The sequence below is a fragment of the Citrobacter sp. RHB35-C21 genome, from assembly GCF_013816515.1.
Lineage (GTDB): Bacteria > Pseudomonadota > Gammaproteobacteria > Enterobacterales > Enterobacteriaceae > Citrobacter > Citrobacter braakii.
The window spans coordinates 4,240,656-4,265,794 of record NZ_CP057147.1 but is presented as its reverse complement, the minus strand read 5'-3'; the positions used below and the strand labels follow the sequence as shown (position 1 = coordinate 4,265,794).

21 protein-coding genes are annotated in these 25,139 nt (G+C 52.3%); 11 read left to right on the top strand and 10 right to left on the bottom strand.

Translation table 11 applies throughout. The features are described from left to right. Nucleotides 1–181: 181 nt before the first annotated feature. The 5 genes from ftsZ to mutT all read left to right on the top strand — a co-directional run bounded on the left by ftsZ (nucleotide 182) and on the right by mutT (nucleotide 6,355). The gene (ftsZ, locus tag HVZ39_RS20730; RefSeq protein ID WP_003018753.1) at nucleotides 182–1,333 is read left to right on the top strand and encodes a cell division protein FtsZ; all 1,152 of its coding nucleotides are present in this window, start codon (nucleotides 182–184) and stop codon (nucleotides 1,331–1,333) included. A gap of 100 nt (nucleotides 1,334–1,433) precedes the next feature. Next, the gene (gene lpxC, locus HVZ39_RS20725; RefSeq protein ID WP_006686706.1) at nucleotides 1,434–2,351 is read left to right on the top strand and encodes a UDP-3-O-acyl-N-acetylglucosamine deacetylase; all 918 of its coding nucleotides are present in this window, start codon (nucleotides 1,434–1,436) and stop codon (nucleotides 2,349–2,351) included. A 285-nt stretch (nucleotides 2,352–2,636) separates the two neighbouring features. Then, nucleotides 2,637–3,143, top strand: a complete 507-nt coding sequence (gene secM / locus HVZ39_RS20720; RefSeq protein ID WP_016151701.1) for a secA translation cis-regulator SecM — start codon at nucleotides 2,637–2,639, stop codon at nucleotides 3,141–3,143. A 60-nt stretch (nucleotides 3,144–3,203) separates the two neighbouring features. Continuing rightward, nucleotides 3,204–5,909, top strand: a complete 2,706-nt coding sequence (gene secA, locus HVZ39_RS20715) for a preprotein translocase subunit SecA (RefSeq protein WP_016151702.1) — start codon at nucleotides 3,204–3,206, stop codon at nucleotides 5,907–5,909. A 56-nt stretch (nucleotides 5,910–5,965) separates the two neighbouring features. Further along, entirely contained in the window at nucleotides 5,966–6,355 is a 390-nt protein-coding gene (gene mutT, locus HVZ39_RS20710) for an 8-oxo-dGTP diphosphatase MutT (RefSeq protein ID WP_016155691.1), read from the top strand. A gap of 88 nt (nucleotides 6,356–6,443) precedes the next feature. On the opposite strand, the gene yacG is transcribed toward mutT, so the two are convergent. The 3 genes from yacG to coaE are packed head-to-tail and all read right to left on the bottom strand — an operon-like array spanning nucleotide 6,444 to nucleotide 8,011. Beyond that, complete coding sequence (gene yacG / locus HVZ39_RS20705; RefSeq protein ID WP_115190995.1) at nucleotides 6,444–6,638, bottom strand: DNA gyrase inhibitor YacG; 195 nt, start codon at nucleotides 6,636–6,638, stop codon at nucleotides 6,444–6,446. Between the two features lie 9 nt (nucleotides 6,639–6,647). After that, on the bottom strand, nucleotides 6,648–7,391 hold the full coding sequence (gene zapD / locus HVZ39_RS20700) for a cell division protein ZapD (protein ID WP_016151705.1): 744 nt from the start codon (nucleotides 7,389–7,391) through the stop codon (nucleotides 6,648–6,650). Then, complete coding sequence (gene coaE, locus HVZ39_RS20695; protein WP_046275369.1) at nucleotides 7,391–8,011, bottom strand: dephospho-CoA kinase; 621 nt, start codon at nucleotides 8,009–8,011, stop codon at nucleotides 7,391–7,393. Before coaE ends, zapD begins: the two co-directional genes overlap by 1 nt. 225 nt (nucleotides 8,012–8,236) lie before the next feature. Here coaE and HVZ39_RS20690 point away from each other — a divergent pair, with 225 nt between their 5' ends. Continuing rightward, complete coding sequence (locus HVZ39_RS20690) at nucleotides 8,237–9,280, top strand: GMP reductase (protein ID WP_003829510.1); 1,044 nt, start codon at nucleotides 8,237–8,239, stop codon at nucleotides 9,278–9,280. Nucleotides 9,281–9,335: 55 nt separating this feature from the next. On the opposite strand, the gene hofC is transcribed toward HVZ39_RS20690, so the two are convergent. From hofC to nadC, 4 genes are all read right to left on the bottom strand, one after another. Beyond that, nucleotides 9,336–10,538 (bottom strand): protein transport protein HofC, encoded by a 1,203-nt coding sequence (gene hofC, locus HVZ39_RS20685; protein ID WP_181632913.1) that lies wholly within the window; start codon nucleotides 10,536–10,538, stop codon nucleotides 9,336–9,338. Further along, nucleotides 10,528–11,913 carry a type II secretion system protein GspE gene (gene gspE, locus HVZ39_RS20680; RefSeq protein WP_049269183.1) on the bottom strand — a complete coding sequence of 462 codons (1,386 nt, stop codon included), beginning with the start codon at nucleotides 11,911–11,913 and terminating at the stop codon, nucleotides 10,528–10,530. Before gspE ends, hofC begins: the two co-directional genes overlap by 11 nt. Before the next feature lie 9 nt (nucleotides 11,914–11,922). Further along, complete coding sequence (gene ppdD / locus HVZ39_RS20675; RefSeq protein WP_016151710.1) at nucleotides 11,923–12,360, bottom strand: prepilin peptidase-dependent pilin; 438 nt, start codon at nucleotides 12,358–12,360, stop codon at nucleotides 11,923–11,925. Between the two features lie 244 nt (nucleotides 12,361–12,604). Continuing rightward, nucleotides 12,605–13,498 carry a carboxylating nicotinate-nucleotide diphosphorylase gene (gene nadC / locus HVZ39_RS20670; protein WP_016151711.1) on the bottom strand — a complete coding sequence of 298 codons (894 nt, stop codon included), beginning with the start codon at nucleotides 13,496–13,498 and terminating at the stop codon, nucleotides 12,605–12,607. Nucleotides 13,499–13,585: 87 nt separating this feature from the next. On the opposite strand from nadC, the gene ampD reads away from it, so the two are divergent. Together ampD and ampE are read left to right on the top strand one after the other, a co-directional pair. After that, entirely contained in the window at nucleotides 13,586–14,149 is a 564-nt protein-coding gene (gene ampD, locus HVZ39_RS20665) for a 1,6-anhydro-N-acetylmuramyl-L-alanine amidase AmpD (protein WP_016151712.1), read from the top strand. Continuing rightward, nucleotides 14,146–15,000, top strand: a complete 855-nt coding sequence (gene ampE / locus HVZ39_RS20660) for a beta-lactamase regulator AmpE (RefSeq protein ID WP_016155697.1) — start codon at nucleotides 14,146–14,148, stop codon at nucleotides 14,998–15,000. The genes ampD and ampE overlap by 4 nt, the downstream gene beginning before the upstream one ends. 81 nt (nucleotides 15,001–15,081) lie before the next feature. Here ampE and HVZ39_RS20655 read toward each other — a convergent pair whose 3' ends face one another. From HVZ39_RS20655 to aroP, 3 genes are all read right to left on the bottom strand, one after another. Further along, nucleotides 15,082–16,032 carry a family 43 glycosylhydrolase gene (locus tag HVZ39_RS20655; RefSeq protein WP_181632912.1) on the bottom strand — a complete coding sequence of 317 codons (951 nt, stop codon included), beginning with the start codon at nucleotides 16,030–16,032 and terminating at the stop codon, nucleotides 15,082–15,084. After that, the gene (locus HVZ39_RS20650; protein WP_016151715.1) at nucleotides 16,032–17,438 is read right to left on the bottom strand and encodes an MFS transporter; all 1,407 of its coding nucleotides are present in this window, start codon (nucleotides 17,436–17,438) and stop codon (nucleotides 16,032–16,034) included. Before HVZ39_RS20650 ends, HVZ39_RS20655 begins: the two co-directional genes overlap by 1 nt. Nucleotides 17,439–17,595: 157 nt before the next feature. Then, nucleotides 17,596–18,969 (bottom strand): aromatic amino acid transporter AroP, encoded by a 1,374-nt coding sequence (gene aroP / locus HVZ39_RS20645; RefSeq protein ID WP_087121850.1) that lies wholly within the window; start codon nucleotides 18,967–18,969, stop codon nucleotides 17,596–17,598. Nucleotides 18,970–19,533: 564 nt separating this feature from the next. On the opposite strand from aroP, the gene pdhR reads away from it, so the two are divergent. From pdhR to aceF, 3 genes are all read left to right on the top strand, one after another. Further along, a complete protein-coding gene (pdhR, locus tag HVZ39_RS20640; RefSeq protein ID WP_003018699.1) occupies nucleotides 19,534–20,298 on the top strand; it encodes a pyruvate dehydrogenase complex transcriptional repressor PdhR in 765 nt (254 codons plus the stop codon). A gap of 162 nt (nucleotides 20,299–20,460) precedes the next feature. Beyond that, the gene (aceE, locus tag HVZ39_RS20635) at nucleotides 20,461–23,124 is read left to right on the top strand and encodes a pyruvate dehydrogenase (acetyl-transferring), homodimeric type (RefSeq protein ID WP_016151717.1); all 2,664 of its coding nucleotides are present in this window, start codon (nucleotides 20,461–20,463) and stop codon (nucleotides 23,122–23,124) included. Between the two features lie 14 nt (nucleotides 23,125–23,138). Further along, complete coding sequence (gene aceF, locus HVZ39_RS20630) at nucleotides 23,139–25,031, top strand: pyruvate dehydrogenase complex dihydrolipoyllysine-residue acetyltransferase (RefSeq protein WP_016151718.1); 1,893 nt, start codon at nucleotides 23,139–23,141, stop codon at nucleotides 25,029–25,031. Nucleotides 25,032–25,139: the final 108 nt, after the last annotated feature.

The following is a 25,139-nucleotide window of genomic DNA, read 5'->3' as shown; positions in this document are numbered from 1 at the left end:
AAAGAGACCGACGCAAATTAACGGTCTCAGGCGACAGGCACTACACAAAGTCATTCAAGTTGCATCGCGGCGGCAACTGAGCGAATCTCCTGGAGCATAGTTTACTATGTCACGGGAGTGAGTGAAGGCAGCCAACAAAGAGGCGGCTTGAAGGATGAAGTGTAAAACGGAGAGAGAAACTATGTTTGAACCTATGGAACTAACCAACGACGCGGTGATTAAAGTCATCGGCGTCGGTGGCGGCGGCGGTAATGCCGTTGAACACATGGTGCGTGAGCGCATCGAAGGTGTTGAATTCTTCGCGGTGAATACCGACGCTCAGGCGTTGCGTAAAACGGCGGTTGGACAGACCATTCAGATTGGTAGCGGCATCACCAAAGGTCTGGGCGCGGGTGCAAACCCGGAAGTCGGTCGTAATGCGGCAGACGAAGATCGCGAAGCTCTGCGCGCAGCGCTTGACGGTGCAGACATGGTGTTTATCGCAGCTGGCATGGGCGGCGGTACCGGTACCGGTGCAGCGCCAGTGGTAGCTGAAGTCGCAAAAGATTTAGGTATTCTGACCGTTGCTGTCGTGACTAAGCCTTTCAACTTTGAAGGCAAGAAGCGTATGGCATTCGCGGAGCAGGGTATCACCGAGCTGTCCAAACACGTGGACTCTCTGATCACTATCCCGAACGACAAGCTGCTGAAAGTACTGGGCCGTGGTATCTCCCTGCTGGATGCATTTGGCGCAGCGAACGACGTGCTGAAAGGCGCAGTCCAGGGTATCGCTGAACTGATTACTCGTCCAGGCCTGATGAACGTCGACTTTGCAGACGTGCGCACCGTGATGTCCGAAATGGGCTACGCGATGATGGGTTCTGGCGTGGCGAGCGGTGAAGACCGTGCAGAAGAAGCGGCTGAAATGGCTATCTCTTCTCCGCTGCTGGAAGATATCGATCTGTCCGGCGCACGCGGCGTGCTGGTTAACATTACTGCGGGCTTCGACCTGCGTCTGGATGAGTTCGAAACCGTGGGTAACACGATTCGTGCCTTTGCATCGGATAACGCAACCGTGGTTATCGGTACCTCACTGGACCCGGATATGAACGACGAACTGCGCGTGACCGTTGTTGCGACTGGAATTGGTATGGACAAGCGTCCTGAAATCACTCTGGTGACTAACAAACAGGTACAGCAGCCGGTAATGGATCGTTACCAGCAGCACGGTATGGCGCCGTTGACGCAAGAGCAGAAACCGGTAGCGAAAGTGGTTAACGACAATACGCCGCAAACCACGAAAGAGCCGGATTATCTGGATATCCCTGCATTCCTGCGTAAGCAAGCTGATTAAGAATTAGCTGGAATTTGGGAATTGTGGCTCTTTGTGCTAAACTGGCCCACCGAATGTATAGTACACTTCGGTTGGATAGGTAATTTGGCGAGATTATACGATGATCAAACAAAGGACTCTTAAACGTATCGTTCAGGCGACTGGCGTCGGTTTGCATACCGGCAAAAAAGTCACCCTGACATTACGCCCTGCGCCGGCCAACACCGGGGTCATCTATCGTCGCACCGACTTGAATCCTCCGGTAGATTTCCCGGCCGATGCCAAATCTGTGCGTGATACCATGCTCTGTACGTGTCTGGTCAATGAGCATGATGTGCGGATTTCAACCGTAGAGCACCTTAATGCTGCTCTGGCGGGCTTAGGTATCGATAACATCGTTATTGAAGTTAACGCCCCGGAAATCCCGATTATGGATGGCAGTGCCGCTCCGTTCGTTTACTTGCTGCTTGATGCAGGTATTGAAGAACTGAGCAGCGCCAAAAAATTTGTTCGCATCAAAGAGACCGTTCGTGTCGAAGATGGCGATAAGTGGGCTGAGTTTAAGCCGTATAATGGTTTTACGTTGGATTTCACCATCGACTTTAACCATCCGGCGATCGACTCCAGCACGCAGCGCTACGCGATGAACTTCTCTGCGGATGCGTTCATGCGCCAGATCAGCCGCGCGCGTACTTTCGGCTTCATGCGTGATATCGAATATCTGCAGTCCCGCGGCCTGTGCCTGGGCGGCAGCTTCGATTGTGCCATCGTTGTTGACGATTATCGCGTATTGAACGAAGACGGCCTGCGTTTTGAAGACGAATTCGTTCGTCACAAAATGCTCGACGCGATTGGTGACTTGTTCATGTGTGGTCACAACATTATTGGTGCATTCACCGCGTATAAATCCGGTCATGCACTGAATAACAAACTATTGCAGGCAGTCCTGGCAAAACAGGAAGCCTGGGAATATGTGACCTTCCAGGACGATGCAGAACTGCCGTTGGCGTTCAAAGCACCTTCGACTGTACTGGCATAACGACATACGCTGTCGCATAAATTCGACTGGTAAATCTGGCACTCTCTCCGGCCAGGTGAGCCAGTCGTTTTTTTATCTTTCGATTGCAAAACCACCTTATCTGAAGCGACTTTTTCCCCACCGACAGATTAAAACACCGTTCGATCGCTGCTTTCTTAAGCATATTTACCCGCGACTTGCTGTCATTACTGCTGTGGAGCGTACGCTTTAATGGTAATATTTATGCGCAAAAAAATGGTTTTGCATTTGTAACCCCAAACGCAGGGTATATCAGGTGGCAATAACGTGAGTGGAATACTGACGCGTTGGCGACAGTTAGGCAGACGGTACTTCTGGCCGCATCTCCTGTTGGGGATGGTCGCGGCTAGTTTTGGCCTGCCTGCGCTCGGTAATGCTGCTGAACCTAATACTCCCGCGAAGGCGACCGCCAGCAATCACGATCAATCTGCCAAAGTTAACTTTAGCCAGCTTGCTTTGCTGGAGGCGACCAATCGCCGCCCGAATTTTACCGTTGACTACTGGCATCAGCATGCCATTCGTACGGTCATTCGCCATCTTTCTTTTGCTATGGCTCCTCAGGCGCTGCCTGTTGCCGAAGAGCCGTTGCCAATCCAGGCGCACCATCTTGCGTTACTGAATACGCTCAGCGCGATGCTGACGCAAGAAGGCAGACCGCCCGCGGCCGTGAGTCGCGTGACATATGCTCATTTTACCTCTCAGGCCGCATTTAGCGTTCCGGTCTGGATCAGCCAGCTGCAGGGTATCCGCGCTGGCCCTCAACGCCTCAGCTAAAAAAGAACCTTCCAACTTATAATTTTTGACTCCGCACCGCGGGGCGTTTGAGATTTTATTATGCTAATCAAATTATTAACAAAAGTATTCGGTAGCCGTAACGAGCGTACGCTGCGTCGTATGCGTAAAGTGGTCAATGTCATCAATGCAATGGAACCGGAGATGGAAAAACTCTCCGATGATGAACTGAAAGCGAAGACCGCTGAATTCCGCGCCCGTCTGGAAAAAGGCGCCAGCGTTGAAAGCCTGATCCCGGAAGCGTTCGCGGTGGTCCGCGAAGCGAGTAAGCGTGTGTTCGGCATGCGTCATTTCGACGTACAGCTGCTGGGTGGTATGGTGCTTAACGATCGCTGCATCGCGGAAATGCGTACCGGTGAAGGTAAAACCCTGACCGCAACGCTGCCAGCCTACCTCAACGCCTTAAGCGGGAAGGGTGTACACGTGGTTACCGTGAACGACTACCTGGCTCAGCGTGACGCCGAAAATAACCGCCCGCTGTTTGAATTCCTCGGCATGACCGTGGGTATCAACATGTCTGGCCTGCCTGCGCCAGCCAAGCGTGAAGCCTACAATGCCGATATTACTTACGGTACTAACAACGAATACGGCTTTGACTACCTGCGCGACAACATGGCGTTTAGCCCGGAAGAGCGCGTTCAGCGTAAACTGCACTATGCGCTGGTCGATGAAGTCGACTCCATCCTGATCGATGAAGCGCGTACGCCGCTGATCATTTCCGGTCCGGCTGAAGACAGCTCGGAAATGTATAAAAAAGTGAACAAAATCATCCCGCACCTGATTCGTCAGGAGAAGGACGATTCCGACACGTTCCAGGGGGAAGGCCACTTCTCTGTTGATGAGAAAGCGCGCCAGGTCAACCTGACCGAACGTGGTCTGGTACTGATTGAAGAGCTGTTGGTTAACGAAGGCATTATGGATGAGGGCGAGTCGCTGTACTCTCCGGGCAACATTATGCTGATGCACCACGTGACTGCTGCACTGCGCGCGCACGTGTTGTTTACCCGCGACGTTGACTATATCGTGAAAGACGGCGAAGTTATCATCGTTGACGAACACACCGGTCGTACTATGCAGGGCCGCCGCTGGTCCGATGGTCTGCACCAGGCTGTTGAAGCCAAAGAAGGCGTAGATATCCAAAACGAGAACCAGACGCTGGCATCTATTACCTTCCAGAACTACTTCCGTTTGTACGAAAAACTGGCCGGTATGACCGGTACAGCAGACACTGAAGCCTTTGAATTCAGCTCCATCTACAAACTGGATACCGTGGTTGTGCCGACCAACCGCCCGATGATCCGTAAGGATTTACCGGATCTGGTGTACATGACTGAAGCGGAAAAAATTCAGGCGATCATTGAAGATATTAAAGAGCGTACCGCAAATGGCCAGCCGGTGCTGGTTGGTACTATCTCTATTGAAAAATCGGAAGTGGTTTCTAATGAACTGAACAAGGCGGGTATCAAACACAACGTTCTGAACGCCAAGTTCCACGCCAACGAAGCCGCAATCGTCGCCCAGGCGGGTTATCCGTCCGCCGTGACTATCGCGACAAACATGGCAGGTCGTGGTACCGATATCGTGCTGGGAGGTAGCTGGCAGGCGGAAATTGCCGAGCTGGAGGACCCGACTCCAGAACAAATCGCGCAGATCAAAGCCGAGTGGCAGGTTCGCCATGATGCGGTGTTAGCAGCAGGTGGTTTACATATTATCGGTACCGAGCGTCACGAATCTCGTCGTATAGATAACCAGCTGCGTGGTCGTTCTGGTCGTCAGGGGGATGCGGGGTCTTCTCGTTTCTATCTGTCGATGGAAGATGCGCTGATGCGTATTTTTGCTTCTGACCGCGTGTCCGGCATGATGCGTAAACTGGGCATGAAGCCTGGTGAAGCGATTGAACACCCGTGGGTGACTAAAGCGATTGCAAACGCGCAGCGTAAAGTAGAAAGCCGCAACTTCGATATTCGTAAGCAACTGCTGGAATATGATGACGTTGCCAATGACCAGCGTCGTGCAATCTACACCCAGCGTAACGAACTGCTGGACGTAACTGACGTTAGCGAAACCATTAATAGCATCCGTGAGGATGTCTTCAAAGCGACGATTGATGCCTATATTCCGCCGCAGTCTCTGGAAGAAATGTGGGATATCCCGGGTCTGCAGGAACGTCTGAAAAACGACTTCGATCTGGAAATGCCTATTTCAGAGTGGCTGGATAAAGAGCCTGAGCTGCATGAGGAAACGCTGCGCGAACGTATTCTGGCAAACGCCATCGAAGTTTATCAGCGTAAAGAAGAAGTTGTGGGCGCGGAGATGATGCGTCACTTCGAAAAAGGCGTGATGCTGCAAACTCTCGATTCTCTGTGGAAAGAGCACCTTGCGGCGATGGACTACCTGCGTCAGGGTATCCACCTGCGTGGTTATGCGCAAAAAGATCCGAAGCAGGAATACAAGCGTGAATCCTTCTCTATGTTTGCATCAATGCTGGAATCACTGAAGTACGAAGTGATCAGTACCCTGAGCAAAGTTCAGGTACGTATGCCTGAAGAAGTAGAAGCGATGGAGCAGCAACGTCGTGAAGACGCTGAACGTTTAGCGCAGATGCAGCAGTTGAGCCATAAAGGTGACGATTCTGCCGCCGCAGAAGAGCTGGCAGCACAAACTGGCGATCGTAAAGTGGGTCGTAACGATCCGTGTCCTTGCGGTTCCGGGAAAAAGTACAAACAGTGCCATGGCCGTCTGAGCTAAGAAAATAACTTACTGAGAAGGCGCAGAATTCTGCGCCTTTTTTATGGACGATAAAGATGAAAATACTGCAGATCGCCGTCGGGATTATTCGCAACCAGCACCATGAAATTTTTATAACCCAGCGTGCGGCTGATGCCCACATGGCAAATAAGCTGGAGTTCCCCGGCGGGAAAATTGAAGCAGGCGAAACGCCGGAGCAGGCGCTGATTCGCGAGTTACAGGAAGAAGTAGGCATTACGCCGACTCAAAGCTCACTGTTCGAAAAGCTGGAGTACCAGTTTCCGGATCGGCATATCACTCTGTGGTTCTGGCTGGTTGAAAGCTGGGAAGGCGAACCGTGGGGGAAAGAGGGGCAACCGGCGCAGTGGATTGCGCAAGATGCTCTGAATACAGAAGATTTTCCGCCTGCGAATGCGCCGGTAATTGAAAAGCTGATTGCTGGATAAAGGTGTTCGTAGGCCGGATTAGGCAACCCCACCATCCGGCAAATTAGGGCGGGGTCGCTACGCTTGCCCGCCCTACGTTTTAGCTGAATTACTTCTGCTCTTCACTCCAGTCGTCGTTTTCCGACAGATCACCAGAGCTTGGGATACGTTTCTCTTCTGCGGCCCACTCACCCAGATCGATTAACTGGCAGCGCTTGCTGCAGAATGGGCGAAACGGGCTGACTTCACCCCACACTACGGGTTTGCCGCAGTTTGGGCAGTTGACGATGGTTTGTTCAGACATGTTGACTCCTTAACAGCACGCCAGATCAAAATCGAGACGCTCAGGCACCTGGCCATTCTCGCTATCCAGCGGCATAAAGCGAATAGCAAAGCGGCTCTTATGACCAGAAATTTGCGGATAAAGCTGCGAATCAAGCGGCAGCTGCAAGCGAAGCAGATCGGCATCTTCGCCGTTGTCCTGATAAAAACCATTCAAGCTGGTTTGCTTACGGAATGGCGCAGAGTTGCGAATTAAATCCAGCACCAGCGACAGTGCCTGATTGAGCGGATTCAGACTTGCAAGCCAGGTTTCAACCTGCGCGTCGCGATGCGACTGCGGTAGATGTAACCAAATATGCAGAGTCGGCAGATCGAAGCTGCAGCATCCGCCAGGAATACTTAAACGCTGACGTACAAGGCCAATCAGACGATCTTCGCGCAGCGTCTGTCCAATACGCGGAGCCGAAATCAGAATGCTGCCCGCGCTTTTTAACTGCTGGCGCAATGCGTCGATCCTGTTTTGATCGACGCCGGGAACTTCAACCCAGGCCTGGAGTTTACGCTGTTGTCTTTCCAGCTCTTTGAGGAGTTCGGTACGGACTTCGCCGCGTTCAAAGACATCCAGTAAGTCCCCGATGTTGCGGAAAAAATGCAGTGCGCCTGCATGGTCCGCTATGGGTACATTAACGGAGAGCTGTTGGATTAAAAACTCAATGCGCAGCCATGTACGCATCTTCTCATTGAGAGGGTGTTCAAAAAGGACCTGGGTGTGCATTACGGTTTTTCCTGTGAGACAAACTGCAACGCGCATTGCAAATAGAGCGCGTGCAGGCGGGCGACATCCGAGGCGATGGCCTCCGGTGCGCCATTATTATCAATAACATCGTCTGCCACGGCCAGACGCGCTTCGCGCGTTGCCTGGGCAGCAAGAATTTGTTCAACATGCTCACGCGTGACGTCATCGCGCTGCATAGTGCGTCTGAGCTGTGTCTCGGGGGTAACATCCACCACGAGTACGCGGTTGGCTTTTTTATACAGCGAATTTTCCACCAGCAAAGGTACAACCCACAACAGATAAGGGGAGGTTGCTTGCTGAAACTGGCGCTGCGTTTCCTGCTGAATAAGCGGATGGAGCAAGGCATTCAGCCAGCTTTTCTCCTCAGGACTGGAAAAAATGCGTTCGCGTAAAATGCGTCGCTGCAACGATCCGTCGGTAGCTATAACTTCGGTACCAAAATGTTCTTCGATCGCCTTAAGGGCTGGGGTACCGGGTTCAACTACCTGGCGCGCAATAATATCTGCATCAATGACGTTTATTCCGAGGTCAGCGAACGCATTTGCAACGGTACTTTTACCACTGCCAATGCCGCCGGTTAAGGCTACCGTATACCTCATAGATGCAGATCCTGGAGTTTAAGTTTGATTATCAAACAGTTAAAAGTTAAGCGTGCGACGGCGAGGCTGCTGCAGGATTAACCTACTATTCGCCAGGTAAATTTATGGGATTGTAGCGTAAAAAAAGAGAATTTCGCAGTCTTGCGCGGCATTGATTAGTGCGTATGATAGCGTCACTGGAGTTGTGAGTTTCGATTTTTCGCCATTAACCCCAGGAATCCGCACATGCGTATCGAAGAAGATCTGAAGTTAGGTTTCAAAGACGTTCTTATCCGCCCTAAGCGTTCTACTCTCAAAAGCCGTTCCGATGTTGAGCTGGAACGTCAATTTACCTTTAAGCACTCAGGTCAGACCTGGTCCGGCGTACCCATTATTGCCGCGAACATGGACACTGTCGGGACGTTTGCCATGGCAACGGCGCTGGCATCCTTCGACATCCTGACTGCGGTACACAAACACTATTCTGTTGAAGACTGGGCTGCTTTCATCGCAGAGAGCTCTGCTGATGTGCTCAAACACGTAATGGTTTCAACCGGCACCTCTGACGCAGATTTCGAAAAAACCAAACAGATTCTGGCGCTCAACCCGGCGCTGAACTTTATCTGCATTGATGTGGCAAATGGCTACTCAGAGCATTTTGTTCAGTTTGTGTCGAAAGCGCGTGAAGCATGGCCGACAAAAACAATTTGTGCGGGCAATGTGGTTACTGGAGAAATGTGTGAAGAGCTGGTACTTTCCGGCGCGGACATTGTTAAAGTCGGCATTGGCCCGGGTTCTGTATGTACCACACGTGTAAAAACCGGCGTTGGCTACCCACAGCTTTCTGCGGTTATTGAATGTGCCGATGCAGCTCACGGTCTGGGCGGCATGATTGTCAGTGACGGCGGCTGCACAATGCCGGGTGACGTGGCAAAAGCGTTCGGCGGTGGCGCGGACTTCGTTATGCTCGGCGGTATGTTGGCCGGTCATGAAGAAAGCGGCGGCAAAATTGTTGAAGAGAACGGTGAGAAATTCATGCTGTTCTACGGCATGAGCTCTGAATCAGCCATGACGCGTCACGTTGGTGGTGTTGCACAATACCGCGCTGCGGAAGGTAAAACAGTTAAGTTGCCTCTGCGTGGCCCGGTTGATAACACTGCACGCGATATCCTTGGCGGCCTGCGTTCTGCCTGTACCTATGTCGGTGCATCTCGCCTGAAAGAACTGACCAAACGTACAACGTTTATTCGTGTACAGGAACAAGAAAACCGCGTTTTCAATAGCCTGTAAGAACAGGTAGGACTATGACATGCCGGATAAGCAGTGCGCCATCCGGCATTTGAATTTATCCCACCCCGCTCATCGCATCTCCTAAATGAAAAATCGGCAAATACATCGCAACGACCAGCGTACCGATTATCAGCCCCGTAATGACCAGTAACGCAGGCTCGAGTAGCGCAGCCAGATTCTCTGCCTGAGACAATGTTTTCTCGCCGTGGTGATAGGCGAGATTACGCAGCATTGTATCCAGCGAGCCGGAAGCCTCACCTGTTCTGACCAACTGTATGCACAATGGGCTGAATTCACCGCAATTTTTTAGCGCTAACCAGACCGGTTTTCCAGCGCTGATGTCGTGATGTACCTGCGCTAAGCGTTGTGACCAGAAAGGGTTGGCCAGCGTTTCAGTGACGCTCTCAAGACCTTGCAGAAAAGGAATACCTGCATTTTGCGTTAACGCCAGAACAGTGAAGATCTGCGTGAGTTTTTGCCCTCTCACCATCGGCCCTATGACCGGGAAGCCGAGCAGCAATTTCTGGCGCAGAGTGAGCCAGTATGGCTGCTGCTTCATCAGGTGATATGCTGCAACCGCTATCAGGCTGAATGCTCCCGCCAGCCATCCCCATTGGCTGCTAAAATGCGCGATGGCAATAATCCACTGAGTGAGTGCCGGTAGCGGGGTGTTAAACGACTGGTAAATGGCGGCAAACTCAGGGAGTACAAACTGCAGCATCGCGAACACCACCATCACCGCCATCGTGATAATGAAAATCGGATAGCGTAGGGCTTTTTTAACTTTATCCGCCAGTTGCTGTTGATTCTTCTGCTGGCGGGCGAGTTCAAAGCAGCAGTCGTCCAGCTTACCCGTAAGCTCTCCGGTACGGATCATTGCCTGATAAAGAGGCGGAAAAACGTGTTGCCACTGAGATAGCGAGGTGGAGAGAGAAATACCCTGTTCCATATCGTGAGCCAGCGTGCGCAGTAGCGCTTGCCATTGGCTGCTGGGATGCTGTTCAGCCAGCAAAGCTAAACTTGCCGAGAGTGTTAGCCCTGCTTTCAGCAACGTCGCCAGTTGATGTATGGTTTCAGCGCTTTTTTCACGGCTCCAGTGTGAGGCTTTGACACGCATACGATTAATGCGCAGCGGCGTGATATGCCGTTGCTCGAGAGCAAGCATCAATGAGGGGCGGGTATCGGCCCAAAGTACGCCTTCCAGTGGATTACCTTCGTTGCTAATACCCTGCCAGCGCCAAAGCAGTTTAGCTGACATGGGGCATGCCCAGTACGCGTACCAACTCTTCAAATGTTGTTAACCCTTGTTCGACGGCCTTGCAACCATTTTCGAAAAGCGTGCTCATCCCCAGTTGCTGAGCATTCGATTCCACTCCGTCTACGGACGTACCGTTGGCGATGCTCTGGCGCAATGCAGGTGTCACGGGGAGAACTTCAAACAATGCCGTACGGCCATAAAATCCGTGATAGCAATGTTGGCAGCCCGGAGCCTGCCAACGAGGCAGTGGCGTAGGCCAGATCGCTTCCGGGAGCATGATCGGCGTTTCCAGGCGTTGTCGGCAATGGGGACACAATTTTCTCACCAACCGCTGCGCAATAACGAGCGTCAGCGCGGAGGCGATCATCCAGCGTGCAACCCCCATTTGCTGCAAGCGTATTAGTGTTTCTGTGGTGGAATTGGTATGTAGTGTTGATAGAACCAGATGACCGGTTTGTGCGGCTTTAAGGGCTATTTCAGCCGTTTCGCCATCACGGATTTCACCCACCATGATAATGTCGGGATCCTGGCGCAGCAGCGCGCGCAATACTCCCTGAAAAGTGAGACCGGCACGTGGATGAATTTGTGTCTGGTTAAGACCTGCGATCGGGATCTCTACTGGATCTTCCACGCTACAGAGGTTAACGTCCGGAGTGTTTCGGGTCTGCAGCGCACTGTACAGCGTGACCGTTTTACCGCTTCCGGTCGGTCCGGTGACCAGAATCAGCCCCTGAGGCTGCTGCAACGCTTGTGAAAATGCTGCCAGCTGCGCGTCCTGCATTCCCAGCGCGGTGATTTCCAGCGCTTGATCGACCTGATGCAGTAGCCGTAGCACCACTTTTTCGCCAAAGCGACAGGGCAAGGTGGCGATGCGAAACGAGACCGGCTCTCCTGAAATTTCAACGGTAAATTGGCCGTCTTGCGCAAGTCGGTGCTCGGCAATATCCAGACTGCCTAAAACTTTTAGTCTGGCAGTGATGGCGATACCCATCTCGGTCGTGACGTCCGGTAAAGCATGCAGTACGCCATCCACACGTAATCTGATTCGATAGTGATTTTCCGCTGGTTCAAAATGAATATCAGAAGCCCGTTGCACCAGCGCGGATTGAAACGTCTGATTCAGCAAATCTGCTGCGCTGGCGCTGCTTTTCGTGACCACTGCCGGGAGCATTTTCTGTGGCGTATGCGTGTGGCCTTCCATTTGTTGACGCGTCCAGCAGACGATGTCGATACGTCGGGTGGTGGCAAAATGCAGTGCGTCCAGCAATTCGTGGGATGGAGCGTCCACGACGGCGATGTGCACCACTTCATTGTCTGCATCCAGTAATATTCCCTGATGACGTTGGCACAGCGCCGTAAGTTGGGTGGTATTCATCTCTTTTCCTTAATTAATATCGAAACGGAAAACGTCTTCACAGGCCTGTTGCAATGCGCTGTCATTCTGGATAACGCAGTTACGGCTCCAGCCGGTAATACCGTTGGCATTGTCCCAACCCGGCGTCATGGTGATGCTTAACCCGTTCAGGCTTTCTTGTCCGCTGAGGCTGACCACTCCTTTTTCAACGCTCATGGCGGAGACATAACGGGTGGTGGCTGGAGAAGGGATGCCATTCGTTCCGGCATCACAGGTTGTTGTTCCGCCATGCTCCAGCGCACAGAGCTCAACCGCCGTGCGATAGGGAACAAAGGTTTGCAGCATGTCTGTTAACGCGGCTTTGCGCAGATAGTTTTGATAAGCCGGAATACCGATGGCGCTAAGGATGGCAATAATGCCAATGACCACCATGAGTTCGATAAGTGTGAAGCCTCGTTGCTTGTCCATCGTTCGCTCCTTGAGTTAGCTGGCGCTACTTTGGCAAACGCTCGGGTTTACGGCGAGAGGCAAAAAACAGAACGGGAAGGCGGGTTCCGAGGATTTTTATGAAATTACAGAGTCAGACAACGTATTTGCGAAGAGGCTCGAAGAAACAGCCGTATGGCGGCGTAAACGCTTTATCCGGCCGATAGAAAAAACCGGCGTGATGGGCCCGATAAGTGAAAGTACTATCGGGCTAAACCATCAGTAATTAGCGAAAACGCATAGAGAGATCGAGCGCGCGAACATGCTTGGTCAGCGCGCCAACAGAGATGAAATCCACGCCGGTTTCGGCAAATTCGCGCAGAGTTTCATGAGTGACGTTACCCGACACTTCCAGACGCGCCTGGCCGTTGGTGCGTTTTACCGCTTCCCGCATTTGGTCTGTTTCGAAGTTATCGAGCATGATGATGTCGGCCCCTGCTTTCAGCGCGTCGTCCAGTTCATCCAGGCTTTCTACTTCGACTTCAACCGGCACATCCGGGTGCAGCCAGAAGGCTTTTTCAACGGCCTGACGTACCGAACCTGAAGCAATAATGTGGTTTTCTTTAATCAGGAAAGCGTCAGAAAGGCCCAGACGATGATTCGCGCCGCCGCCGCATAATACGGCGTATTTCAGCGCGGTACGTAGCCCCGGCAGAGTTTTACGTGTATCCAGCAGTTGGGTTTTTGTTCCCGCCAGCAGGTCGACATATTTACGCACCTCGCTCGCCACACCCGAAAGCGTCTGTACAAAATTAAGCGCGGTACGTTCGCCGGTTAGCAGCACGCGGGAAGGGCCGTCCAGTTCAAATAGCGGCTGATTGGCCTTAATGCTGTCGCCATCTTCGACATGCCAGGTGATGTTGACATCATCGCCAGCCAGTTGAATAAAGACCTCTTCCACCCAACGTTTTCCACAAAAAACGCCATCTTCGCGGGTGATCACGGTGGCGTGGGAGCGCATCTCCGCGGGTAAAAGCTGTGCGGTGATATCGTTATTGGCATCAACTTCTCCGCCTAAATCTTCACGTAGCGCCTGAGCTACAGCGGCAGGGATATCCAGATTTATGCGTTCCAACAGCGCGTCACGTCGGTAGTCAGGGTTATAGCGGCGAGGCGGCATGATAAAACTCCAAATTGCTAACGAATCATAAGGTGGAAACATGCTACCCTGAACCTGATATGAGCACCACCAATAAGGAGATTCTGCATGTTGTTAGACGAGGGCTGGCTGGCAGAGGCGCGACGCGTTCCCTCTCCTCATTACGATTGCCGCCCAGATGACGAAAACCCTTCTCTGCTGGTGGTGCATAATATCAGCCTGCCGCCCGGCGAGTTTGGCGGCCCGTGGATCGATGCGCTGTTTACGGGCACGATTGATCCCAATGCCCATCCTTATTTTGCCGGGATCGCCCATTTGCGCGTTTCGGCACATTGTTTAATTCGCCGTGACGGTGAAATCGTGCAGTATGTCCCCTTTGATAAACGCGCCTGGCATGCTGGCGTGTCGAACTATCAAGGCCGCGAACGCTGTAATGATTTCTCAATTGGTATTGAGCTGGAAGGGACGGATACGCTGGCCTATACCGATGCGCAGTATCAGCAACTGGCAGCCGTGACGAATGCCCTGATTACGCGTTATCCGGCCATTGCCAACAACATGACAGGACATTGCAATATTGCGCCCGAGCGTAAGACCGATCCCGGGCCCTCTTTTGACTGGGCAAGGTTTCGCGCCCTGGTCACCCCCTCGTCGCACAAGGAGATGACATGACGCTGTTTACAACATTACTGGTGTTGATTGTTGAACGCCTGTTTAAGCTGGGTGAGCACTGGCAGCTTGATCACCGGGTTGAAGCTTTTTTCCGCCGGGTGAAGCATTTTTCGATGATGCGTACGGTAGGCATGGCCCTTATTGCGATGGGGGTGACGTTCCTGCTGCTGCGCGCACTTCAAGGCCTGTTGTTTAACGTGCCTTTGCTGGTGGCGTGGATCTTAATTGGTTTACTGTGCATCGGCGCTGGCAAGACGCGTCTTCATTATCATGCCTATCTGAACGCGGCTGCTCGCGATGACGCTCACGCCCGTGAAGCGATGGCCAGCGAGCTGACCCTGATTCATGGGATTCCGCCTGAGTGCGATGAGCGTGAGTTCTTGCGCGAACTGCAGAACGCGCTGTTATGGAACAACTTTCGTTTTTATCTGGCGCCGTTATTTTGGCTGATTGTCGGTGGCCCGTGGGGACCGGTGACGCTGGTGGGTTATGCCTTTCTACGTGCCTGGCAGTCCTGGCTGGCGCGCTATCAGACGCCGCACCAGCGTTTACAATCAGGTATCGATGCGATCCTGCATGTGCTGGACTGGATCCCGGTGCGCCTGGCGGGTGTCGTCTATGCGCTGCTGGGGCACGGCGAGAAGGCGTTGCCTGCCTGGTTTGCGTCGCTGGCGGATCTGCATACTTCGCAATATCAGGTGCTTACTCGCCTTGCGCAGTTTTCTTTAGCGCGTGAACCACATACCGATAAAGTCGCAACGCCAAAAGCCGCGGTTTCGATGGCGAAGAAGACCTCGTTTGTGGTGGTGGTGGTCATTGCCGTGCTGACCATTTATGGAACATTAATTTAAGCCATTATTAGTGGATGGCGCTGCGCTTATCCGTCGAGGAAAAAAATTGGCCCGGTCGCTTTGTGCTTGCGGGCCAATCTTTCAAAGCGTATCAGCAGGTGGGATGCCAAAATCTGGCATCCCGTTTTCGTTCCAGCGCACCAGCTTCAGACGAGAGTGGCGGTTTGGATCGTATAGCGGATCGCCCTCGATTTCAGTGTAATTTCTCGCGTGGTACACCAGCACATCTTCACCTTCCGGCGTTTGCGTAAAGCTGTTGTGCCCCGGCCCGTATTGGCGGTTTTCGTAGCTGGTGGTAAAGACCGGGCGCGGCGATTTGTGCCAGTTCTGCGGGTTGAGCGGATCGGCATTGAGATCAATCCACAATAACCCCATACAGTAGTTCTCATCGGTGGCGCTGGCGGAATAGCTGATAAACAGCTTGTCGCCGTGAACCATGACGGCCGGGCCTTCGTTGACCCAAAAACCCCGGCATTCCCAGTCATACTCTGGATGACTGAGCATTACCGGCTCGCCTTTAATCGTCCATGGATTTTCCAGTTCGGCGAGATAGATATTGGAGTTTCCGGCGATATCGGGGGATTTCTGCGCCCACAGATACCACTGTTTTCCCTGATGGTTAAAGGTGGTGGCATCGAGCGCGAAGGTATCAAACTGCGTTTTAATCTGCCCTTTCTCTGTCCATTGGCCGGTCAGCGGATCGGCGTCTGCACATTCGAGCGCAAACATACGGTGCTGGAACATCCCCAGCTTGTCGAGCGCCTGTGTGTGGGCGGCGGCAAAATAGATGTACCACTTGCCTGCCAGATGATGGATCTCAGGTGCCCAGATCAACTGGCTCATGGGGCCGTTTTCTGGTTTGCGCCAGACGACAACCGGGATAGCGGTGCGTAACCCTTCCAGCGAGTCCGCCCGGCGGATCTCCAGACGATCGTATTCGGGCACTGAAGCAATGAAATAGTAGTGGCTACCGTCACGTAAAATAAACGGGTCGGCACGCTGTTCAATAAAGGGGTTTGGCCACTGATTCATTAGGCTTTCCTTACGTTTTCAGTCGTTTTTATATCGTGGTACTCATTCAGTTCACGGTAGTTGGCGCGGCGCTTTTCTAAATCTGTCTGGATTTGTTGCATAAACTCGCGGTCAACTTTCAGCAGACGAACTACGCCTGCGGTAATCAGGTAGCCTACACCCGGTATGATGGTAAACAGCAGCATAATACCGTTAATGGCGGAGTCGCTTTGCGCTTTCGCCCCTGCGTCGTAGCCGTACCAGGAGAGCAGGAAACCAACCATCGCTCCGGCAATCGCCAGGCCCAGTTTCAGGAAGAACAGGTTGCCGGAGAAGCTGATTCCGGTGATACGTTTACCGGTTTTCCACTCGCCGTAATCATCGACATCCGCCATCAGCGACCAGTGCAGTGGGGATGGGATCTGATGCAGAATGTTGAGCAGGAAGTAAAGCACCATAATCATCATGGTGGCTTTAGGATCGAAGAAGTAAAACGCGCCGGAGAAAATCGCCAGGATGATATTGGTCCAGAAGAAGACTTTCAGTTTGCACCAGCGATCGGTTAACACCTTCGCCAGCATGCTGCCGATCATCATGCCCACAACGCCAAGACTGATAAACAGCGTTGCGAACTGCGTGCTTTGCTGCATAACCCAGGTTACGTAGTACATGGTGGCAGCCATGCGAATAAAGCCCGGACAGACGTTACACAGGGTTAACAGCAGGATTTTTACCCACTGATCGTTCTTCCATACGTCTTTCAGGTCGGCTTTTAAATCGTCGTTAGTCGGGACGGCAGGACGTACGCGCTCACGGACGGTTGCAAAGCAAAACAGGAACATACACATGCCGATGAAGGCCAGCACTGCCATCGCCATCTGATAGCCTTTAGCTTTGTCTTCTCCGCCAAACCAGTCCGCCATTGGCAGCAAGGTGAGGGAGAGCAGCAGGGTTGCAATTCCTACCAACACAAAGCGATATGACTGGCAGGCGACACGTTCCTTTGGATCGTTAGTGATGACGCTGCCGAGCGAGCAGTAAGGGATGTTGATCGCCGTATAGGTGATAGAGAGCAGGAAGTAGGTGACGAACGCATAGATTACTTTGCTGTTATATGTCCACTCAGGGGTGGTAAACATGAGTACGCTAAATAATGCGTATGGGAAAGCCATCCACAAAAGCCATGGACGAAATCGACCATATTTGCTGCGGGTGCGGTCGGCCATCGCGCCCATAATAGGGTCGGTAACGGCATCTATAACGCGTACTGAGAGCAGTAACACGCCGACCAGGGCCGGTGCCAGGCCAAAAATATCTGTGTAAAAATAGTTAACAAACAACATGATGGCGCCAAAGATGATGTTGCATCCGGCGTCGCCCATTCCATAGCCGATCTTTTCTTTCACCGTGAGCTTACTGGTTTCCATCAACTGCACTCCATTAATAAGATATGGAGATAATTATTGTCTGGCAGAGGTGTTTTTGCGTTGCAGGATAACGCCAGTGATATGGACGAAACAGTCGTGAGTGGGAAAGTGTGAGGCAGGTAACAACCCCCACCTGATGCAGGTGGGGGAGGGAGAATTAATGCGCTTTAGCTACTTTGGCGGTTTTCTGTTTGCACAAATAGCCGATGCCAAGAATGGCAATCCATACCGGGATTAAGTACACCGAAATCGCCATGCCCGGCGTCATCAGCATAATCACCAGCACTGCAGCCATGAAAATCAGACATACCCAGTTACCAAGCGGATAGAGCAGCGCCGGGAAACGGGTGGTAACGCCTTGCTGCTGTTTGGCTTTGCGGAACTTCATGTGCGCCAGGCTAATCATTGCCCAGTTGATCACCAGTGCGGAAACCACTAGCGCCATCAGCAGGCCAAAGGCGGATTCCGGTGCCAGATAGTTGATCAGTACACACAGAGCCGTAACCAGCGCGGAGACCAGAATGGTGTTCACCGGTACGCCACGTTTGTCGACGTTCATTAGCGCTTTTGGCGCGTTACCCTGCTGTGCCAGACCGAACAGCATACGGCTGTTGCAGTATACGCAGCTGTTATAGACAGAAAGGGCAGCGGTCAGCACTACGATGTTCAGTGCATTGGCAACAAAGGTGTCGCCCAGCTCGTGGAAAATAAGGACAAACGGGCTGGTATCAGCCGTGACGCGCGTCCACGGCATCAGGGAAAGCAGAACAGCCAGCGAACCTACATAGAAAATCAGGATACGGTAGATAACCTGGTTGGTTGCTTTGGGAATGCTTTGCTCCGGGTTATCGGCTTCTGCTGCGGTGATCCCGACCAGCTCCAGCCCACCAAAAGAGAACATAATAATAGCCATCATCATCACCAGACCGGTGAAGCCGTGCGGCAGGAAGCCACCCTGACTCCACAGGTTACTGACGCTGGCCTGCGGGCCGCCGTTGCCGCTAAACAGCAACCAGCCGCCGAACAGAATCATCGCAACCACGGCAATGACTTTGATAATGGCGAACCAGAACTCCATTTCCCCAAACACTTTCACGTTGGTCAGGTTGATGGCGTTGATCAGCACGAAGAAGGCTGCAGCAGAAACCCAGGTGGGGATCTCCGGATACCAGAACTGGATATATTTACCTACGGCAGTCAGTTCAGCCATGGCAACCAGGACGTACAGTACCCAATAGTTCCAGCCAGAAGAGAAGCCCGCAAAACCGCCCCAGTATTTATAAGCAAAGTGGCTAAAGGAGCCTGCAACCGGCTCTTCAACTACCATTTCACCTAATTGACGCATAATCAAAAAGGCGATAAAGCCGGCAATTGCGTAACCCAGAATAATACCCGGTCCTGCAGACTGGATAACGGATGCGCTACCGAGGAATAACCCGGTACCAATCGCGCCACCCAGCGCGATTAGCTGTATATGGCGGTTCTTAAGACCGCGCTTGAGCTGATCGCCATGCTGTTGACTTTCCATCATTAAACCTCGTGTGTGGTTTTACTCTTCATATTTCGAGTACTTATTTTTTGAACTACGCAGCAATGCGTGTGTAAGTTTGCAATTCCGTTTGTTGTATTTATTTGTTTACAGATGCTTTAGATAAAATGTTGCCTCAATGCTTTTGTCTTGATCAGAATAATGATATGCGAGCGCGAATGCACCTGCTTTATGCGGGCAAGATGACGAGTTGAATAAAAAGAAACCATTTGTAAATGCGAGTTTATCTACCACAAAATTTCCATTTTGAATTTTTATTCACTAATTGTGGCTAATTTGTCGATAAATAATCAGGTGAATCGGTTCAGATAAGATATTTTTTCGTTTCAATTCCGTTAAAACTACCCCGTGGTGGGTAAATTTAACATTTGTGCATAGTTACATGTTTGAAACGTTATTTCTGTAATGTTGTTAAAATATGCCCCCTTTACTGATTTCAATCAAAACCTGTATGGACAGAAGGTGAATACTTTGTTACTTTAGCGTCAAGAACATGAAATTGGTAAGACCAATTGACTCCGGGCAAATGGCTTAAGACAGGAAATCATGGCCTACAGCAAAATCCGCCAACCAAAACTCTCCGATGTGATTGAGCAGCAGCTGGAGTTTTTAATTCTTGAGGGGACACTTCGCCCCGGAGAAAAACTCCCACCGGAACGCGAGCTGGCAAAACAGTTCGACGTCTCCCGCCCCTCCTTACGCGAGGCGATCCAACGCCTTGAAGCGAAGGGGTTACTGCTTCGTCGTCAGGGCGGTGGCACTTTTGTTCAGAGCAGCCTGTGGCAGAGCTTTAGCGACCCACTGGTAGAGCTGCTCTCCGACCATCCTGAATCCCAGTTTGACCTGCTTGAGACGCGCCATGCGCTGGAAGGTATTGCAGCCTATTACGCTGCACTGCGCAGCACGGATGAAGACAAAACGCGTATCCGTGAACTCCACCATGCGATCGAGCTTGCTCAACAGTCCGGCGATCTTGACGGCGAATCTGACGCGGTACTCCAGTATCAAATTGCTGTCACCGAAGCGGCACATAATGTGGTGCTGCTCCATTTGCTAAGGTGTATGGAGCCGATGCTGGCCCAGAACGTTCGGCAAAACTTCGAATTGCTGTATGCGCGTCGCGAGATGCTGCCGCTGGTGAGCAGTCACCGTACCCGCATCTTTGAAGCAATTATCGCCGGGAAGCCTGAAGAAGCGCGTGAAGCGTCTCACCGTCACCTGGCGTTTATCGAAGAGATTCTGCTGGACAGGAGCCGTGAGGAAAGCCGTCGTGAACGCGCCTTACGCCGTCTGGAGCAACGAAAGAATTAGTGATTTTTCTGGCAGAACGTTAACCAGAAGATGTTGTAAATCAAGCGCTATCGAAAGGCGCGGCAACTAAACGCAGAACCTGTCTTATTACGCTCTCTGGTGAGAACGTAATGGGACAGGTTCCAGATAACTCAACGTATTAGATAGATAAGGAATACCCCCATGTCAGAACGTTTCCCAAATGACGTGGATCCGATCGAAACTCGCGACTGGCTACAGGCGATCGAATCGGTCATCCGTGAAGAAGGTGTTGAGCGTGCTCAGTATCTGATCGACCAACTGCTTTCAGAAGCTCGCAAAGGCGGCGTGAAAGTAGCGGCAGGTGCTGGGGCCAGCAATTATGTAAACACTATTGCCGTTGAAGATGAACCGGAATACCCGGGCAATCTGGAGCTGGAGCGTCGTATTCGTTCTGCTATCCGCTGGAACGCCATCATGACCGTACTGCGCGCGTCTAAAAAGGACCTCGAGCTGGGTGGCCACATGGCATCCTTCCAGTCCTCCGCAACGGTGTATGATGTTTGCTTCAACCACTTCTTCCGTGCACGCAACGAGCAGGATGGCGGCGATCTGGTTTACTTCCAGGGCCACATCTCTCCGGGCATCTACGCTCGCGCATTCCTGGAAGGTCGTCTGACTGAAGAGCAGATGAACAACTTCCGTCAGGAAGTACATGGCAAAGGCCTGTCTTCCTACCCGCACCCGAAACTGATGCCGGAATTCTGGCAGTTCCCGACCGTATCTATGGGTCTGGGCCCAATCGGTGCAATCTACCAGGCTAAGTTCCTGAAATATCTGGAACACCGTGGCCTGAAAGATACCTCTAAACAAACCGTTTACGCCTTCCTGGGCGACGGCGAAATGGATGAGCCAGAATCTAAGGGTGCTATCACCATCGCGACCCGTGAGAAACTGGACAACCTGGTCTTTGTTATCAACTGTAACCTGCAGCGTCTTGACGGTCCGGTCACCGGTAACGGCAAGATTGTTAACGAACTGGAAGGCATCTTCGCGGGCGCTGGCTGGAACGTTATCAAAGTCATGTGGGGCGGTCGTTGGGATGAGCTGCTGCGTAAAGACACCAGCGGTAAACTGATCCAATTGATGAACGAAACCGTTGACGGCGACTACCAGACCTTTAAATCCAAAGATGGCGCATACGTACGTGAGCACTTCTTCGGTAAATACCCGGAAACCGCAGCCCTGGTTGCTGACTGGACTGACGAGCAGATTTGGGCTCTGAACCGTGGTGGTCACGATCCGAAGAAAGTCTACGCTGCACTGAAGAAAGCGCAGGAAACCAAAGGCAAAGCAACTGTAATCCTGGCCCATACCATCAAAGGTTACGGCATGGGTGACACCGCCGAAGGTAAAAACATCGCTCACCAGGTGAAGAAAATGAACATGGACGGCGTGCGTTATATCCGCGACCGTTTCAACGTTCCTGTGACCGATGAGCAGGTTGAAAACCTGTCTTACATCACCTTCCCGGAAGGTTCTGAAGAGCACACTTATCTGCACGCTCAGCGTCAGAAACTGCACGGCTATCTGCCTGCTCGTCAGCCGAACTTCACCGAGAAGCTGGAACTGCCTGCTCTGGAAGACTTCGGTGCGCTGCTGGAAGAGCAGAACAAAGAAATCTCCACCACTATCGCTTTCGTTCGTGCCCTGAACGTAATGCTGAAGAATAAGTCGATCAAAGATCGTCTGGTTCCGATCATCGCTGACGAAGCGCGTACTTTCGGTATGGAAGGTCTGTTCCGTCAGATCGGTATCTACAGCCCGAACGGCCAGCAGTACACCCCGCAGGACCGTGAGCAGGTTGCTTACTATAAAGAAGACGAGAAAGGTCAGATCCTGCAGGAAGGCATCAACGAACTGGGTGCTGGCGCATCCTGGCTGGCTGCTGCGACCTCTTACAGCACCAACGATCTGCCGATGATTCCGTTCTACATCTACTACTCCATGTTCGGGTTCCAGCGTATCGGTGACCTGTGCTGGCAGGCAGGCGACCAACAGGCTCGCGGCTTCCTGGTAGGGGGAACTTCTGGTCGTACGACGCTGAACGGCGAAGGTCTGCAGCACGAAGATGGTCACAGCCATATTCAGTCTCTGACTATCCCGAACTGTATCTCTTACGATCCGTCTTACGCGTACGAAGTTGCGGTCATCATGCACGATGGTCTGGAGCGTATGTACGGTGAGAAACAAGAGAACGTTTACTACTACATCACCACGCTGAATGAAAACTACCACATGCCGGCAATGCCAGCAGGTGCCGAGGAAGGTATCCGTAAAGGTATCTACAAACTCGAAACCCTCGAAGGTAAGAAAGGTAAAGTTCAGCTGCTGGGCTCCGGTTCTATCCTGCGTCACGTGCGTGAAGCAGCACAGATCCTGGCGAACGACTACGGTGTAGGTTCTGACGTTTACAGCGTAACCTCCTTCACTGAACTGGCGCGTGATGGCCAGGATTGTGAACGCTGGAACATGCTGCACCCGATGGAAACTCCGCGCGTTCCGTACATCGCTCAGGTGATGAACGACGCTCCGGCAGTGGCATCTACTGACTATATGAAACTGTTTGCCGAACAGGTTCGTACTTATGTACCGGCTGATGATTATCGCGTACTGGGTACTGACGGCTTCGGTCGCTCTGACAGCCGTGAAAACCTGCGTCACCACTTCGAAGTTGATGCTTCTTATGTGGTTGTAGCGGCCCTGGGCGAACTGGCTAAACGTGGCGAAATCGATAAGAAAGTGGTTGCTGACGCAATCATCAAATTCAACATCGATGCAGATAAAGTTAACCCGCGTCTGGCGTAAGAGGTAAAAGAATAATGGCTATCGAAATCAATGTACCGGACATCGGGGCTGATGAAGTTGAAATCACCGAGATCCTGGTCAAAGTAGGCGACAAAGTTGAAGCTGAACAGTCGCTGATCACCGTAGAAGGCGACAAAGCCTCTATGGAAGTTCCGTCTCCTCAGGCAGGTATCGTTAAAGAGATCAAAGTCTCTGTTGGCGACAAAACTGAGACCGGCAAACTGATCATGATTTTCGATTCCGCCGATGGTGCAGCAGCCGCTGCACCTGCTCCGGCAGAAGAGAAGAAAGAAGCAGCTCCGGCAGCAGCACCTGCTGCGGCAGCGGCGAAAGAAGTACACGTACCGGACATCGGCGGTGACGAAGTCGAAGTTACCGAGGTTATGGTTAAAGTGGGCGACACCGTTGCGGCTGAACAGTCTCTGATCACCGTTGAAGGCGATAAAGCGTCGATGGAAGTTCCGGCGCCGTTCGCGGGCACCGTTAAAGAGATCAAAATCAACACGGGCGACAAAGTGTCTACCGGTTCTCTGATTATGGTCTTCGAAGTTGCAGGCGCAGCGCCTGCTGCAGCACCGGCTCAGGCGGCAGCTCCAGCAGCAGCGGCGGCTCCGGCAGCTTCTGGCTCGAAAGAGGTTAACGTTCCGGATATCGGCGGTGACGAAGTTGAAGTCACTGAAGTGATGGTTAAAGTGGGCGATAAAATTGCCGCTGAGCAGTCACTGATTACCGTTGAAGGCGATAAAGCGTCGATGGAAGTTCCGGCACCGTTCGCGGGCACCGTGAAGGAAATCAAAATCAGCACCGGTGACAAAGTCAAAACCGGTTCTCTGATTATGATCTTCGAAGTTGAAGGCGCAGCACCTGCTGCCGCTCCAGCTGCCGCGGCTGCTCCAGCCTCTGCAGCTGCACCGGCTCAGGCTGCTAAACCAGCTGCAGCTCCGGCCGCGAAAGCGGAAGGTAAATCTGAGTTCGCTGAGAACGACGCTTACGTTCATGCAACGCCGCTGATTCGTCGCCTGGCGCGCGAGTTCGGTGTAAACCTGGCGAAAGTGAAAGGTTCTGGCCGTAAAGGTCGTATCCTGCGTGAAGACGTTCAGGCTTACGTGAAAGACGCTATCAAGCGTGCTGAAGCTGCTCCGGCAGCAGCAGGCGGCGGTATTCCGGGCATGCTGCCTTGGCCGAAAGTGGACTTCAGCAAGTTTGGTGAAATCGAAGAAGTGGAACTGGGCCGTATCCAGAAAATCTCTGGTGCTAACCTGAGCCGTAACTGGGTGATGATCCCGCACGTTACGCACTTCGACAAGACCGATATCACCGATCTGGAAGCGTTCCGTAAACAGCAGAACGCCGAAGCTGAAAAACGTAAACTGGATGTGAAATTCACGCCAGTGGTCTTCATCATGAAAGCCGTTGCCGCCGCTCTGGAACAGATGCCGCGCTTCAACAGCTCTCTGTCTGAAGACGGTCAGCGTCTGACCCTGAAAAAATATATCAACATCGGTGTCGCGGTGGATACGCCGAATGGTCTGGTTGTTCCGGTCTTCAAAGACGTGAACAAGAAGAGCATTACCGAGCTGTCTCGTGAACTGACCACCATCTCCAAGAAAGCGCGTGATGGCAAGCTGACCGCTGGCGAAATGCAGGGCGGTTGCTTCACCATCTCCAGCATCGGTGGCCTGGGCACGACCCACTTCGCGCCGATTGTGAACGCGCCGGAAGTGGCTATCCTCGGTGTCTCCAAGTCCTCTATGGAGCCAGTGTGGAACGGTAAAGAGTTTATGCCGCGTCTGATGATGCCGATTTCGCTCTCCTTCGACCACCGCGTAATCGACGGTGCTGATGGTGCGCGCTTTATCACCATCATCAACAACATGCTGTCTGACATTCGCCGCCTGGTGATGTAAGCGAAAAAGCCGGCCCGACGGCCGGCTTTTTTCTGGTAATCTCATGAAGTCAGTGAGGTTATTGTGCGAAAGACAAATCGGTTGCCGTTTGTTGTTTCAAAATTGTTA